The 15,480-nt window shown below is 47.4% G+C and carries 13 protein-coding genes; 4 read left to right on the top strand and 9 right to left on the bottom strand.

Annotated elements, in window-relative coordinates; translation table 11 throughout:
- Positions 1-402: 402 nt before the first annotated feature.
- From BM318_RS09195 to BM318_RS09170, 6 genes are read right to left on the bottom strand one after another with little or no spacing between them, the layout of a single operon-like run.
- Positions 403-1,602 (bottom strand): YaiO family outer membrane beta-barrel protein, encoded by a 1,200-nt coding sequence (locus BM318_RS09195; protein ID WP_092982330.1) that lies wholly within the window; start codon positions 1,600-1,602, stop codon positions 403-405.
- Positions 1,599-3,968, bottom strand: a complete 2,370-nt coding sequence (locus BM318_RS09190; RefSeq protein ID WP_092982329.1) for a sulfatase-like hydrolase/transferase — start codon at positions 3,966-3,968, stop codon at positions 1,599-1,601. The genes BM318_RS09195 and BM318_RS09190 overlap by 4 nt, the downstream gene beginning before the upstream one ends.
- Before the next feature lie 3 nt (positions 3,969-3,971).
- Positions 3,972-5,399, bottom strand: coding sequence for a glycosyltransferase family 2 protein (locus tag BM318_RS09185; RefSeq protein WP_092982328.1), 1,428 nt, complete (start codon positions 5,397-5,399; stop codon positions 3,972-3,974).
- Positions 5,396-7,510: a HEAT repeat domain-containing protein gene (locus tag BM318_RS09180; RefSeq protein WP_143099951.1), complete on the bottom strand. Its 2,115-nt coding sequence runs from the start codon at positions 7,508-7,510 to the stop codon at positions 5,396-5,398. The genes BM318_RS09185 and BM318_RS09180 overlap by 4 nt, the downstream gene beginning before the upstream one ends.
- Entirely contained in the window at positions 7,507-7,884 is a 378-nt protein-coding gene (locus BM318_RS09175) for a response regulator transcription factor (RefSeq protein ID WP_092982326.1), read from the bottom strand. The genes BM318_RS09180 and BM318_RS09175 overlap by 4 nt, the downstream gene beginning before the upstream one ends.
- 2 nt (positions 7,885-7,886) lie before the next feature.
- A complete protein-coding gene (locus BM318_RS09170; protein WP_092982325.1) occupies positions 7,887-9,659 on the bottom strand; it encodes an ATP-binding protein in 1,773 nt (590 codons plus the stop codon).
- A gap of 147 nt (positions 9,660-9,806) precedes the next feature.
- On the opposite strand from BM318_RS09170, the gene BM318_RS09165 reads away from it, so the two are divergent.
- Positions 9,807-11,090, top strand: a complete 1,284-nt coding sequence (locus BM318_RS09165) for a dipeptidase (protein WP_092982324.1) — start codon at positions 9,807-9,809, stop codon at positions 11,088-11,090.
- Positions 11,091-11,103: 13 nt separating this feature from the next.
- On the opposite strand, the gene BM318_RS09160 is transcribed toward BM318_RS09165, so the two are convergent.
- Positions 11,104-11,520, bottom strand: a complete 417-nt coding sequence (locus BM318_RS09160) for an acyl-CoA thioesterase (protein ID WP_092982323.1) — start codon at positions 11,518-11,520, stop codon at positions 11,104-11,106.
- Between the two features lie 336 nt (positions 11,521-11,856).
- On the opposite strand from BM318_RS09160, the gene BM318_RS09155 reads away from it, so the two are divergent.
- Positions 11,857-12,264: a glyoxalase gene (locus tag BM318_RS09155; RefSeq protein ID WP_092982322.1), complete on the top strand. Its 408-nt coding sequence runs from the start codon at positions 11,857-11,859 to the stop codon at positions 12,262-12,264.
- A 34-nt stretch (positions 12,265-12,298) separates the two neighbouring features.
- Here the strand turns inward: BM318_RS09155 and BM318_RS09150 are convergent, their stop codons facing one another.
- Positions 12,299-12,982 (bottom strand): DUF2461 domain-containing protein, encoded by a 684-nt coding sequence (locus BM318_RS09150; protein ID WP_092982321.1) that lies wholly within the window; start codon positions 12,980-12,982, stop codon positions 12,299-12,301.
- Positions 12,983-13,112: 130 nt separating this feature from the next.
- Here BM318_RS09150 and epsC point away from each other — a divergent pair, with 130 nt between their 5' ends.
- A complete protein-coding gene (epsC, locus tag BM318_RS09145; protein WP_092982320.1) occupies positions 13,113-13,907 on the top strand; it encodes a serine O-acetyltransferase EpsC in 795 nt (264 codons plus the stop codon).
- Positions 13,897-14,787: a cysteine synthase CysM gene (gene cysM, locus BM318_RS09140; protein WP_092982319.1), complete on the top strand. Its 891-nt coding sequence runs from the start codon at positions 13,897-13,899 to the stop codon at positions 14,785-14,787. The genes epsC and cysM overlap by 11 nt, the downstream gene beginning before the upstream one ends.
- A gap of 73 nt (positions 14,788-14,860) precedes the next feature.
- On the opposite strand, the gene BM318_RS09135 is transcribed toward cysM, so the two are convergent.
- Positions 14,861-15,358 carry a Dps family protein gene (locus BM318_RS09135; protein ID WP_092982318.1) on the bottom strand — a complete coding sequence of 166 codons (498 nt, stop codon included), beginning with the start codon at positions 15,356-15,358 and terminating at the stop codon, positions 14,861-14,863.
- Positions 15,359-15,480 lie beyond the last annotated feature (122 nt).

Here is a 15,480-nt window from a genome sequence, read left to right as displayed (position 1 = left end):
TTTATACACTAAAACTAAATTCAAGAGCAGTTTAATCTGCTGATATCAAAATCCATAAGGATTTCATTCAAAGACTGGATAAAATCCAGATACGCTGCGTTTTCATGATTGTAATTGGCCATAGGTATAGATTTGGGATGCTACCGTAAGGATTGACTATAAATAATCAAGTTCGGCAAGCTCATTTAAACTTAGAATTTCATTCAATTCACGGAGGAAATTTAAATACTCCTCACCATAAGTATCATAGAGCATAGTTTAAGGTATTAGCTTCAGGTTGAATGGATTTGGGATCCTTATAATAACAGTATTAAACCTACTTTAGTATAACGACCTGCACAATAATTTGTGGTGAAACGGGCCAAAGATGTTGGCAAGAGTAAAATTCGGAGTGGTTTATTGTTACAGCCCCAACTGGTAGCGGATTCCCCCTCGAAGTACCCAGAAAAACGAACCGGCTTCGGCTACAAATTCTTGGCGGCTAACGCCGAGTTGTGCGCGATAGCGGTGCTTCCCACCGGCTACCGCAAACTGATACTCCAATTGTAACTCCTGGGATTCTACAAATAGCAGGGTTTCGGCCAGTAAGACATCACCGGAGCGAAATTGTCGGAGTTCCGGGTTGAAACCATAAATCCCTCTAAGCCCCAGGTATGTATTGGCATCCTTCAGATACCTGCGATAGAGCACGTTTCCGGAAAATCCGGGTTGACGATCTTTAAAGAGACTCACAAAGGGCCTTGCGGATAGGTAATTATTCCCCCAGTACCAGCCCATAGAACCGGTTACCAAGGTAGCTTGAGTTGTTCTGAAATCCAGGTAGCGCATTCCCAAAGAAGCCTCCCGGCCTTCCTTATATTCGTAGGATAGCTCTCCCCCAGCCCGATGCGCCGGAAAGATCTCTGAATCGGAGAATCCGTAATTGACGTACCCGGAGAATCGTTTACTGATCTTCGGGTAAACATCGAGTTCGTACTGCATTCCCGAGGTTTCGAACCGGTAGTTGTAGTTAAGTCTGGGAAGTACTTTACCCCATTCGCCGGCATACTGGTATTCCAGCTGTGTGTAAACCATTGGTTCGAACTGCTGGTCAAAGACTTCTACGGCATTGTCAAAAGCTATAAAGTGCCGTAGTTGTTTTTCGTTTTCTTCGGCAGAAGGGTTAGAAGCCCGGTCAATTAATTGCCGCTGCAACTCCTGGAGGCGTTCATTACCGGGCATATAATGCAGGCCTTTGCCCGCCAGCCCGATGGCCAGCGAAAGATTCCCGGCAAAAACTTCATTCCTGACACTTGCCTCCCAAACTTCCACCTGCTTTCTGTCCCGGGAAGTAATCCGATTGAAATGGCGACGGGCCGTATCGTATTTACCCTCCCAACTGTAGGTTTTAGCCAGGAGGTTTTCTACATCGCTGTATTCGGGAAAATCATTGAGGATAGACTGCAATGTGTCCTGAGCAGGCCCGTATTTACCGGCATTTGCGAGTTGACGAGCAAATTCAAAGGCCCTGTCGGGATCATATTTAACCGGCTGCTCCTGTCCGGTAAGCAGGCAGGGTAACCCAAGGATCACATAAAGCGCAATTCGCAACACTAATTTCATTCGTAGGTATTTTTGGTTACCGCCTGGGTTGCGCCTAAAGCGGTTGGTTTGTCGAGTCTGGCCGTTGCGGCACGCTGTAATTTTTCGAGCAGTTCCGTTCGATTTCCAAGGTTTTGAAGGATAACAGGCCTCAGGTACCGGGCTTTTTCGGTATTCCCTGACCAATAGTACACATCGAGCAAGGCTGCATATCCGTCTTCATAAACGGGATGTTTCTGGATTACCTGCTCGAGTATTTCCATGGCCTTTGGATAGTCTTTCTGCCAGGCGTGAAGCCTGCCCAGCAGGATTTCACTATCTACATGTCCGGGAACCTCGCTCAAAATATACCGGCATAACTGCCGCGCCCTTTTGTAATCACCGGAAATCGCATATTCCCTGGCTGTTCTATAGGCGTTATCAAAATCTTTCCCCTGAAAAACACTTTGAATCCAAATCAATTCCTGAGGTGTCGGAGGAGCTATCAACCGTTCAAAAATGGCCTCTTCGGCCGGGATTAAGGCATCCTCTTTTACTACATAGGCCTCAACGGCACGAAGCAAATTGTATTGATGGCTAATTTCCCCGAGATGTTCAGTATCCTTAATTTCCTCCAGAAGCGCCCCTCGTTTCTGCTTCCAGGCTTTGCTGCCATTGGTGATCACGGACCCATTAAAGGAGCCGTAAATGCCTGAAGCGCTGGAATACAGGGGGATCATAGCTTGATCACCGGAACGATGATCCGGTAGTAACCCACCTGAAAGCCAGGCGCTTTGTTCGAATTTTCCGAAATCATATACCGTAGATAATCCTCCAAAAAGTGATGGGGCGATTGCCGCATGGGATACGGTCTTTGTATATACTCCAGGTTGCTTTAGATTTTGACTCACAATCATTAGGGGAACCCGATGGGCATCCAGGACGTTTTCAGATGCCAGACTCCTGGATCTATGGGTGCCGGTTATCAGGATCAGGGTATTCTCGTAACCTGGAAGGGCTTTTAATCCTGAAATAAATTGCTTCAGGCTCTCGTCGGCATAAACCAGTGAAGCGGCCAATTCCTTATTCTGGCGCAACATCCGGGTTTGGCGGGGGTTGAGCAATCCATTTTGGCGGTAATCTTCGACCCGCTCCTCATACCGATCGGAATTAGGGATTGCAAAAGGTTTTTGACTGCTCAGGGTTTGGAAATAGTGGAATTCGGGGTAAGCACCCTTAATCCGTGTTTTCAGGAAACGTTCAAAAAGCAAGTGATCGGGGTATCCCAGAGAATTCCCAGCGGCATCATCTTCCTGTTTTTCATAGGCGGTACCAAAAGATTTCTGGTCGATAATCTCATCGATACGTTCTTCATAAAGCATTTTATCCCAACCTGGAATTGCAGAGTTTCCTCCATATTGAAAGGAAGTACGATACCCGGAAGCTTTGAATACCCCAAATAACGTTCTTCGGCGGGGTAAGGGCTTGGCCTGAAAAAATCCCGAATTTCCCAGAGGCAATGAACCGGCAATTAATGCAGGGGCACTTTCTGACTCCATTGAATTGGCCAGGGTATTCGGCCAAAATGCTGAATGGGCTCTGAGAGAATCCAAAAAGGGCATCAGGCCTCTAAAAGGCGCTTCTCTCCCGACAAAATCGAAACTCAGCCCTTCCACCGCGATGATAATTACATCTGGTGGGGTAGCTTCCCATTCAAACAATTCTGTGAAACTACCTTGGTTCTGCGTCGGTTTCCACAGGGGGAATGGATCGGAGCCGTTGTATTCCGGGGTACTGTATATCGCCAGGATGGATTCCGCAATGACGTGGTAGTTCTTATTCACATTGACCGGTTGCTTCTCACTGAGCAGGGTTGCAAGAAAGAAGGAGAATAGGATAATGGTAATGGGAAACATCCGCCCGATTATTCGGTAAACGCGTTTACTTTGGCGGTACAGGAACTGATAGGTAAATGCCAATAAGGATCCTCCCGCAAGGAAAAGTGTAAGCAGTCCGCCATCTCTTTGGGAACCATAGGCACGCCCTAGTGGCCAGCCGGGTAGTTCATAGTTCGCCAGGTAATATTGGGTGAGGTATAATTCGTTGAGTAATAAGAGCATGAAACCGATTATCGCAAAGCGGAATCCCCAACCCGCCTTGTAACGTTCCAAAAGGTTGAAAATCGGTGCAAAACAAAGGGCTGCAAGTGAGGCGAACCCCAAATGATGCAGACACAGTACAATGAGGTTGCTGTTTAAAATCCCATCGAGGATACCCTGCTCATATAAACGGAGTTGCTGGTAGATCCCTAGAATGAACAGACAGCCGGTAAAGCCAATAGCCAGTCGGATAAAATCCCGTAGAAAGCGTCGCCCACTTTTAGCCTTAAAAAGTTGTAACCACTTCATGACTTACGCTTTAGCAAAACCTTTACGCACCTGGGAGCCCCAGCCTGCCTGGATTTTAAATAGTTTTTTATAATTCCCCCGAATCGCGGACCAAACCACAATAGGGTGGAAAACCAAAGGTTCAATCATGCCGCAGAACAGCAATATGAGAATGTCTTTAATCTTCCGGTATTGATTGTATGACCACACCTCCCACAGTACGGCGTAAAATGAGAACATGGTTGCAAAACAGTACACCATCAGGGTAATGGCCACGAAGAAATCCCAATTGATAATCCCTAAATACCAAAAGAGGAGTACCGAAAAGAAGCCAACGAACTCGAGAATCGGAGCCAGCCATTCGTAGAAAAACCAGTACGGGTAGCTAAGCATTCCTAAACGCCCATATTTAGGATTCAGGAACATATCCTTGTGCTTGTAAAGCGTTTCCAGATTTCCCCTGGCCCAACGATCGCGTTGATTCTTGAAAATTTTCAGATCCTCCGGCACTTCGGTCCAACAAAGCGGATCCGGAATGTACTCCACCGTATACGGAATCTTGCGATCGTGCATGTACCGGCGCATTTTAAAGACAATTTCCATGTCCTCCCCTACGGTATCCGTAGAGTATCCACCTACGGCAAGTGCTATCTCCCGGTCAAAAAAGCCGAAAGCTCCGGATATGATCAAAAGGCTGTCAATACGGCCCCAGGCCATACGCCCCAGCAAAAACGACCGGGTATATTCCAGTAACTGGAAACGGGCCAACCAGTTTTTCGGCAATCGGATTTCCTCCAGCTTTCCCCCTGAGATTACACAGGAGTTAGCTACCCGTATAACCCCACCCACGGCTATGACGCGCTTCTGGGAACGCTGATAGAAAGACTTTACCACGTGCAACAAGGACTCGGGAAGCAGCAGGCAGTCCACGTCTATACAACCAACATAAGGGCTTCGGGAAAGATGCATGCCCGCATTTAAGGCGTCTGACTTTCCACCGTTTTCCTTGTCGACCACCATGAGTTTACCAAAAGAGCGCTGCCTGGATTTGTAAATCCCGCGTACCTTTTTACATGGCCAGTCCGGGTCGATTTCCCACCCCACCTTTTCCATATCATAGGCGGCAATTACCTTTTCCAGGGTGTCGTCTTTACTGCCATCATTTACTACCATAACCTGGTAGTTGGTGTACTGTAATGAGAGCAGGGAGCGGACATTTTCCACAATGGTCATTCCCTCATTGTGGGCCGGAGCGATAATCGTAATTTCTGGTGCTATTGGCGAGGCCATTATCCGGCTAACATCGCCTATGCTATTCTTATTGCGGTAGTGCAATGAACTGCGGGTGGCCAGATATCCCATCGCAGCAAACAGGCTGAACAGGATAACGGTAAAGGACAAAAAGATAATGTCCAGGTACCTCAATAATATTTCGGCCAGCTCATTGATCATTGTGAATCGCTATTTGATTTCTGAGCAGACGCATTGAGTCTTTTCGATAATTTGTCCAGGGCCTTGGTTGCCTTAGATCGAACTGGTTCCGGAGCAGTTTTACTCAATTTCTGTAATAAATGCAGCTCTTTAGTGCCACCTACCCCAGGAATTTCTTCAAGCAGGATTAACTGAGATTCCGTATCGTACTGCTCAAAATATTCCTGGAAAATGGAAATCCCGGGAGTATCTTCTTCGGTGCGCTCCAGTTCATAAGCCACCTCCAAATCCTTGAGATCTTCGGGGGCTATCGCTTCCTTATTTTCAGGAGGAAGGATCTCGCTATCCCATTCAAAATAGGCAAGCAAGGAATTCTCGGCATCCTCCGGCAAAGCGTTTACACCTGTGTCTTCGGGATCCTTTGAGTAAGGGTCTGCCGAAGGTTCGCTGGGTTCACCAGCATTCTCACGGGCTTCCAATTCTGGTGTAAATTGAATATCGAGTAGCTCGTCCTCAACAGGCTCCGTTAGACGCACTTCCTCTTTTTCGCTCACGACCTCCGGGAGGAAATTCAGATCGATCCAGTCTTTGGCCTGTACCGCTTTGCTGGTCGCCGCCGGCGCCACCGCGGTATCCTGTACAATGGGAAGAAAATCAAGGGGCAGATATTGAAGATTAGGCTGAGGTTCCAGATCACTCAGGATATCGTCCAGTTCTTCCCAGAGACAAACGTCGAAAATCTCCAATTCCTCATCGGTAAATTCGTGGTCTGCCCGGGCTAACAGCTCATCCAGGTCAAAGACAGTAGGATGGACTTCCTCTTCAGCGTCAGGTTCCTCTGCAAGCAAATTCGTCTCTTCCGTTTCGGTGGTTGCCTGCAAATCAATAGGTTCACTTACCTCAATTTCAAGCAATTCTTCTCCATATGATTGGGTCTCCTTTTCAGCAATTGCTTCGGTCTCGCTCTCAGCGACCATCTCGGACTCCCGCTTAGCAACCGGTTCGGTCTCACTCTCAACAACCTCCTCGGGTAGTTTTTCTTCTACAGCTTGTTCAGTATCAATGCGGGCAAATTCTGGTAGCGCACTATCCGGGGCTATGGAATTCATTACTGATTTCGCTTTGGATCGTACAATGAAGCTTTTGTCCTTTGCGGCAATGCCTGACACAAATTCCATATCGGAGTCCTCCCCTACCTGCGCTAAAGCATCGAGTATCAGAATCCTGCTTTCTTCACCAGAATGCCTGAAAACCTCTTTAAGGGCCGGCTTGGCCGATGAAAAGCAAAAATCCCGGATACATTCCAGGCTTGCGTTTTTAATCTCGCTATTGCGGTGCTTTAACAGTGCAATTAACCCTGCTTCTGCGTCGGTTTGGCGGTAGTGCCTGATTAGCCTGAGGGCAAAGAGAACAACATCGCTGTTTTCAGAAGTAAGCCAAGCCTTAAATCGTGGCGGATCAAAGGCTTCGCGACGCTGGAGTAATTCCAGTAGTTTCAACTGTTGCCATTCGGAAATTCGGTACTTGGCCGTATCCAGGAAATAGGTAATCCCCTCTGCCCTCAGGGTAACGGATGCCAACTGGGCTTGCTTACGGATCACACTGCGGCGATCGTTGATAAATTTTCGAATATAGGGGTATGCGCGGTCTACGCGCATTTCTGTGAGGTCAAGAATCCCCTGGGATACCCTTTCCCAGCGCCAGCTCTTAAGCTTTGCAAATGCATCCCGGTCCAGGCCAAGGTCCTGATAAAGTGCAAATACCCGATCCCGGGCGTCACCGGAAACATCTTTTCGAAGGTCGAGCAATACCTGGGTCATGACCATTCGGCTGGCGGGATCCTTCAAGCGTTCCCGGATATCCAGTTTCATGGTGATATATTCTTCCCGCTCCTCCCGATTGGTATCCTGTTCAAAAAACAGGAAATTGCTGATCATGGGAGCGATTTCCAGCTTCAATTCCCGAATAGTCTTATTGCGTCGGATAATACGGCTTCGAAGCAAGAAGATTACCAGGAAATAAACTCCGGAAAGTACCGCGAATAAAATGGCGAGATCCCAGACCAAAGACGTATGGATCTTCGGGGGATCAATGAATGATACAGGCAGGTATGTTAGCCAGTTTATACTCAAGCGCGTGTTTTAATCAACAATCGGTTTATCCGCACCACCAATTCAGATGGGCTTACAGGTTTTGCAATAAAATCGTCTGCCCCTAACTCAAAGGCATTCAATACGTTGGTTTCGTTTCCGGCCGTTGAAAGCATGATAATCGGAAGGTTATCCTGCAATTCCTTTCTCACGTAATCCACGGTCTCGATGCCCGTGTAGTAAGGCATCATGATATCACAGACGAGTATATCGGGCCTGTTCGTTTTCAGTGCCTCACGAACCTCTCTCCCATCACGGGCTACTTCAACGGCAAAACCGGCCTTTTCGAGCCGGTACTTGAGCAGGGTCGCCAACATTTCGTCGTCTTCTGCCAGCAGTATGTGTTTCTGATCCATCGCTAGCTTTTGTTTTGGTATTCTTTCATCTCCTGTTCCAGGGCTGTTTCAATCCTTGGATAATCGGCAAGCAGCGCTTCGTATAAGCCTCGGATTCGCGCAATTTCATGGGATTTCCGGGCCAGGTCGTGAATTTCTTCCACCTGTTTGATCCAAAGTTCCGCAGCGACCATCTTAAGTCCTGCTTTTACTTTATGCGCCGCATCGCGGATTCCCTTATAATCGGCCGTTTTTGTATGCAATTTCAGTCCACCGAGGAATTCCAGGACGCCATTGTTAAACAAGCGCACAATTTCCGTGAACATCTCCTTGTCCCCATTGCATTCTTGCCAAAGTCCTTCCAAATTCAGACAGGGGATTTCCTGAGCACCTGCGCTTTCAGGATGTTCCAACAACTCGGAAACGAGCGCTTCCTCACGTAGGTTTTGTAATATTTTATCGGCCAGGACAGCGGGCGAAAAAGGTTTCCCGATAAGATCATTGATCCCGGCGCCAACGATACCCTCGTGTACTTCCGGGGTGATGTCCGCGGTAACGGCAATAATGGGCAAGTGCTTTATGTCTTTGCGCTGGTGCCGGCGTATCAGGCGACTTACCTGAAATCCATCCATTTCCGGCATATGCAGGTCCATAAGGACAAGATCAAAATTCTCAGAATCCAGGCGCAGCAATCCTTCGCGGGCAGAAAAGGCAGGTATTACCTGGCACCCCCATTGGGAGAGTCGGGTTTCGGCCAATTTCATATTCAGCGGGTTATCCTCAAAAATCAGGATACGCAGTCCTTCCAAACTGGTGATTTGTTCCTGTTCAACACCTGATACCGTTTCCGTTAACGGGATATCCGTGGCTAATTCATAGGGCAGATTAAATTCAAAAGTGCTGCCTTTCTCCAGTTCACTTTGAACAGTGATCTCACCTCCCTGTTCGTGGATCCAATATTGAACAAGGCTAAGGCCCAGGCCGAGTCCCTCGCCACTAACTTGCTCACGCCCTTTTACCTTGGAATAAGGCTTAAAAATAGTATCCAGAGCTTGCTTGGGAATCCCTACGCCGGTATCCTTTACCGCGCAAACCAATTCACAATGCGTTGCCGTGGTTACGTGGTCTATGGTCAGGGATATTTTACCCTTAGGGGTGAATTTTATGGCATTGCCCAAAAGGTTCATCACTATTTGCGATAATCTGGATGGATCGCCAAATAGCCTACCTGGAAGGTCTTTGGGAAGGTGCATTTCGAATTTGAGTTCCCGATCCACAATCAGGGTCTGCGCCAGGTATGCTACTTCCCTGAGCACCTGTTCTGGCGAAAAGGGCACTAAAGCCGGAATATCATTGCCTTCCCGGGCCCTGGAATAATCCATTAGGGCATTTACTATATCGAGCATGGTCGCCGATGCGGCACGTATCGATTCGGCATATTGCCGCTGCGTTGCATTGAGATCACTCTCACAGAGCAAATCCGCGAATCCGGTAATTCCATTCAATGGCGTGCGGACTTCATGGCTCACCATGGAGATCAAAAAGTCAGAATCCTGCTGATTTTGCCTGGAATCGGCATTGGTTTCAGTTGCTGAGGCCTGTCCGGTCCGTTTAATGGCTGGTGTATCAAAACTATTGGGAAGCCAGAGACGCGATTCGAGCTGTTGCCTGAAGGTGTCGAAGGTCTGCTTCAGATTCAGGGCTTGCTCGCTACTGAGGTTTTCAAACGAAAACCCTTCGAGGGTCTCTTTCAGGTTGGCTAGTTGGTCTAATAAGACACGAGATTTAGAGGGCATATCGGAGTGGTGACTGCTAAAAGCAGAAAATCAGGGGTTTTTATAGCTCTAAAAATCCCATTCTACATGCCTTCTGACAATTAAATGTTCCCTATCTTCCTTATAGTGTTGTCAATCTGCCTAAATTGTAGGTCTAAACTTAAAATCATGCGATTATTCTCACTTTTCCTCCTGCTTGTATTATGCTGTCAATGTGCCGAAAAAAAGGAGCCTGAAGCACAGGATCCCGATGTCCTGGCACAGGAAATTCACTCCAGGGTCATTACCATTGACACCCACGACGATATCAATGTTGCCAATTTCACGGATAGCGTGAATTATACCCAACGACTCAATACGCAGATAAACCTTCCCAAGATGGAGGAAGGTGGATTGGATGTAGCCTGGTTAATCGTCTACACTGGGCAGGATACCCTGACAGCCGAAGGCTACCAGAAAGCCTCCGAAAATGCCCTGTCCAAATTCGAGGCCATACACCGGCTTTGCGAGGAATTTGCCCCGGATCAAATCGGTCTTGCCACAACTTCACAGGAGGTTCGGGAAATACATGCTTCCGGGCGGAAAGTAGCCATGATCGGCGTGGAAAACGCTTATCCAATGGGCGAGGATATCGCAAATTTTGAACGGTATTATGAAATGGGCGCCCGATATGTTTCCCTGGCGCACAACGGGCATAGCCAGTTTTCAGATTCCAATACCGGGGAAGCCGATTCGGTTTGGCTGCATAATGGCTTAAGTGAATTGGGCAAACAAGCCGTTGCCGAAATGAACCGACTGGGCATTATGATAGACCTTTCGCATCCTTCCAAAGAAGCGAATATGCAGATGCTGGAATTATCTCAAGCTCCCGTAATTGCGTCGCATTCCTCGGCCCGTGCGCTATGTAATCACAGCCGTAATATGGACGACGAATTATTAATGGCATTGAAAGAAAATGGCGGGGTTATCCAGACTGTTGCATTTGCCTCCTACCTGAACGAAGAGAAAAGCGCAGCCCGGGCCGAATTTCTAACAGAACTCCGTAAAAAAGTAGCGGATTCCCTGGATTTGGAGTGGTACGATCGCTCCCAGTTTGCGAGCCTTACGCCTGAGCAACGCCAGGCCATGTTTGCCAACTGGCCCAGAATTCGCGCTGCTGCCGATGAACTTGCAGAGCAATCTCCCGACGCTCCCCCTGGAGTGGATGTATCCGACTTTGTAGATCACATTGACTATTTGGTCGATTTAATTGGAATTGACCATGTCGGTATAAGTTCAGATTTTGACGGTGGAGGCGGAATTGTTGGTTGGTCCGATGCTTCAGAAACGCTGAACGTAACCAAAGAATTAGTAGCCAGGGGCTATACCGAGGAGGAAATCGCTAAACTTTGGGGCGAAAACCTCTTGCGAGTCCTGGATGATGTCCAAGCCTATGCCCAAAGCCAGAAGTAAAATTCGGCGCTGTTTACGACTTTTTTGAAGCTTCTCCCCCTTCCCTGGCAAGGCGGTCAGTCACATATTCGATTTGTGTCTTGCCGTGGGGAGTGGCCTTGCCGGCCTCATTCAGGTTAACCATGATCAGCTGATCCACGGTAACGATACTTTCCTGGGTCATCTTGTTGCGCGCTTCACACTTTAACGTCAGGGAGGAAGTGCCAAAACGAACAACTTCGATCCCGATTTCCACGATATCTCCTGCTTCTGCTGTGCTCAGGAAGTTTATCTCGGACATGTATTTGGTGACCACCCGCTTATTCTCCAACTGAATAATGCTGTAGAGTACGGCTTCTTCGTCGATCCATGACAGCAGCCGCCCGCCAAAGAGGGTGCCATTGGCGTTTAGATCTTCGGGCTTTACCCATTTCCTCGTATTAAATCGCATGTCTCCGAGCTTTACCCAAAGATATTTCAACCCAGTTGAATACGGATACCCAGGAGCTATTTCCCGAAAAGAATTAAGATATTCCTAAAAAACGCCAGAGTGGTTTTAAAGTTTTGCTAAAATGCCCAAGGGACAGCTTTCAATTCCCTAATTTCAGGGTAACCAAAAACAAGCTAATCGTGTACACTTTCGTCAAAATCCTAATATTGCTGGCATTGAGCCTGATCACTTACCTCTTCTAGACTGCATTGTTGCTGTTCATAAAGCCGTTGACAACTGCCGAGGTCAAGTAGCGGAGCATGTTCCAATATCCCTACCTTTAATTAAAACTCCACCATGGACACCCGTAGTGAGGCTTTAAAAGCTATCCGGCCGGTAATTCAGCTTGCCGCTGGCCGGGAAGAGAGTTCTGACGAAGAGCACTTTCAAAACCATACCCTAAGACCCATAATCAAATTTCAAAACGAGCTACTTCTAGTGGCTTTTCGGAATTACGTGGTTAAGCACAAGGGGCACTTTTTTACCCTGAATCCGGAGAAGCAATTGAATTATATCGAGAATGCTATCCAGAAGGATATTAAATTTCGCAATAGCCTGAAGGGTATGATCATCGGACAGTTTACCGTCCCGGAATACGAAAACTATATCCTGAATTCCTCCCGCCTCAATAAACGAATGATGCGGATGGTAATGGAAAGGTTAAAGAGCCAGCTGCAGTTATTGCAGGATCATCTCCCGGTATAGTCGGATATAGAAGCTATTGGCCTGACTGGAATTCTCAGGATTCGAGCAGTGAAACCCCGTTAAGATCCGTGGTCAGGATGTCGCTCATTAGATCGAACCAGGGCCTTATCGCTCTAAAGTTTTGGTCTACCTGATCCATAAAACCCGGGGCAGTCACTTCTTTATCCGATAACTCACGAACGAATATAAACTGCTTGTGGCGAATCAGGTCAATATCCGGATGCTCTTTGTCGAATCCCTTAGGTGCAGTTTTAACAGCATCGCCCTGCAGTGTACCCCAGCTTTCCTTGAGCGTTTTAGCTTCAATAGTTTCCCGAAACTCCTGGGCATCTAATTCGAGTTCTTTCCGAATGCGTAACAGGTCGTCCTTATTGGGATCCCAGAACCCTGCAGCCATAAAGGACTCTCCGGGGCGCACCCGCAAATAGTACCCGCCTCTCCGGGCGGCTCCTTCCCGGGCAAAAGAAGCGGCAAAATGCGGTTTATAGGGTGTTTTATCCTTTGAAAACCGAACGTCGCGGTAGATCCTGAATAGCTTGTACTTTTCGATCTGATCGTGAGCGTTCATTTTTGTGATGAGCTGTTCCAACCATTGCTTCATTGCCGTCTGGTGATCCTTGAACTGAGACTTGTGCGCTTCGAACCAGGGGCGGTTGTTGTTCTCTTTCAAATCTTTTAAAAAGCTAAGCAATGCTTTATCCAGTTTAATGGCTCCCATAATAAATGATATTTTATTGGACTTTGCCCGACTAAATGCGGGATTCGGGCCTGAAGACGAATGCTAAAGTTACGCAAATATCAAACCCCGCCTTCCCTATAATACCTACATTTGAAGTAAGCCAATTACGATGGATAGGAGCAAAATTACCCGAGCGATACTCGAACATAAAAACAATCCCGGTCTGAAGTTTCGGCTGAAACATCGTACCGAAGCCTTTACAGACCGGTTATTTCTAACCTTATTTGATCAGGAAACGCCTGTTGCAGAGAACATGAACGTTCTGGAAAGGGAGTTTGAGGAATTAGTAGAACTCGCGTGCTGGGATCCCGATTTGCAATGCAAAAAGCTATGGGATCAGTATCTGGATCTGCTTCCGGACATTCTCAGACGCCTGAACATGGACGCCCAGGCTATTGTAAACTGCGACCCGGCTAGCCTTTCTATCGAAGAGGTGTACATGGCGTATCCTGGTTTTTACGCTATAGCCATTTACCGCCTGGCCCATGAACTCTTCAGTTTTGGTTTTCCCCTGGTTCCCCGCTTAATGACCGAATATGCGCATCGGCAAACCGGAGTAGACATTCACCCGGGCGCCAAGATCGGCGACTCCTTTTTCATTGACCACGCCACCGGGGTAGTCATTGGTGAAACGGCGGAAATACACAACAACGTAAAAGTTTATCAGGGGGTAACCCTGGGCGCCTTGTATGTAGCAAAAAGCCTGCAACGTACTAAAAGACACCCCACTATTGAGGATAATGTTACCATTTATGCCAATGCCACTATTCTAGGGGGAAGCACGGTTATAGGAGCGAATTCCGTTATAGGCGGTAATGCCTGGTTAACCGAGTCGGTACCCCCGTATTCCAAGGTCTTTCACAGTCCGGAAATCGTTATTAAAACCCGGGCAAATGTCGAATAACATCGAAGGACTCATTGGCAACACTCCCCTGGTTAAATCCCGGGCATTATGTCAAAAAGAAGGCGTATCCCTCTACTTTAAACTCGAAGGTCAGAATCCGGGAGGAAGCGTTAAGGACAGGGCAGCCTACAACATGATTAGCGCCGCCCTGGAACGCGGGGATATCAACGAGGATATCCCGCTGATTGAAGCGACGAGCGGTAATACCGGAATAGCCCTGGCCATGATTGCCAGCCTTTACAAACTCAGGATGGTTCTGGTGATGCCTGAAAATGCCACGCAGGAACGCGTCGATACCATGCGTGCCTTTGGCGCCGAAGTAGTATTGACCCCTGCCAGTGACGGGATTGAAGGCGCGCGGGATTATGCCGAAAAGCGCAGGGACAAAGATGGCTACTTTATGCTCAATCAGTTTGGCAACCCGGATAACTGGAAGGCGCACTATAAAACCACGGGGCCTGAGATCTGGGCAGATTCCAAAGGGAAAGTGACGCATTTTGTATCGTCCATGGGCACTACTGGAACCATTATGGGCACCAGCAGGTATCTGAAAGAACAGTCCGAGGATGTTCGGATAATCGGGGTGCAACCCAACGAAGGATCGAGTATCCCAGGGATCCGTAAATGGCCTGAAGCTTACCTGCCTAAAATTTACGAACCACCCCGTGTGGATACCATTTTGGAGGTCTCAGAATCGGAGGCGAAGGCAATGGCCAGAAGATTGGCCAGGGAAGAGGGAATATTTGCAGGCATGAGCAGTGGCGGTGCAGCAGCCGCGGCCTTGAAGCTTGCAGAAACCCTGGACTCGGGCTATATCGTTTCCATTGTCTGTGACAGAGGTGATCGTTATCTGTCTTCTGATTTGTTTTCGACAGATTAGACTAATCCCGATATAAAACAAACAAAAAAGCGTCCGAAAGGGACGCTTTTTGATTCATATGGGATGCGCCGGCTTAGGCAACGACTTCTTTCAGGTTATCTGAAGTGTTTTTGCTCCATGCATTCAGCATCCAACTGGTCTTCTCCAGTTCTCTGATATAGGCTCCGATAAGGTCAATGGTACCTTCATCTCCAATTTTATCGGCTTCTTCAACTGCTTTGGTCATTTGTGCCAACAGCATTTTATGCGCCTCTAAAATCTCTGATACCATCGTTACATCGTCCAGATTACTTTTGCTTTCGGGGATATTGGAAGTTTGCAGATACTCCGTGAGGTTACTCAGTGGATGGTAGCGCAAAGTCAGAATTCGCTCGGCTATCTCATCGATTTTGGTACGGGCATCTTCGTATAATTCTTCGAACTTCTCATGTAAATCAAAGAAATTACGCCCCATAATATTCCAGTGGAAGTTTCGTAGCTTTTGATAGTACAGATGGTAATCTGCCAACAAGGTGTTGAGCTCTATTACTACTGGGGTTACTTTTTCTTCGTTGATATTCAGGTAATTCATATTATTATTTAAATCTATTTTTAGGATTAATCAATTATTAATTCTTTCATATATAGTATAATATATAATATGCTTAATATCAAATATTTAACTAAGTTTAATATTATTTAAAGAAGATTGTG

Origin of the sequence: Robiginitalea myxolifaciens (assembly GCF_900115205.1) — a bacterium.
GTDB classification, from domain to species: domain Bacteria; phylum Bacteroidota; class Bacteroidia; order Flavobacteriales; family Flavobacteriaceae; genus Robiginitalea; species Robiginitalea myxolifaciens.
Note: the sequence above shows the minus strand (reverse complement) of the source record. Positions and strands in the feature narration are given on the sequence as shown.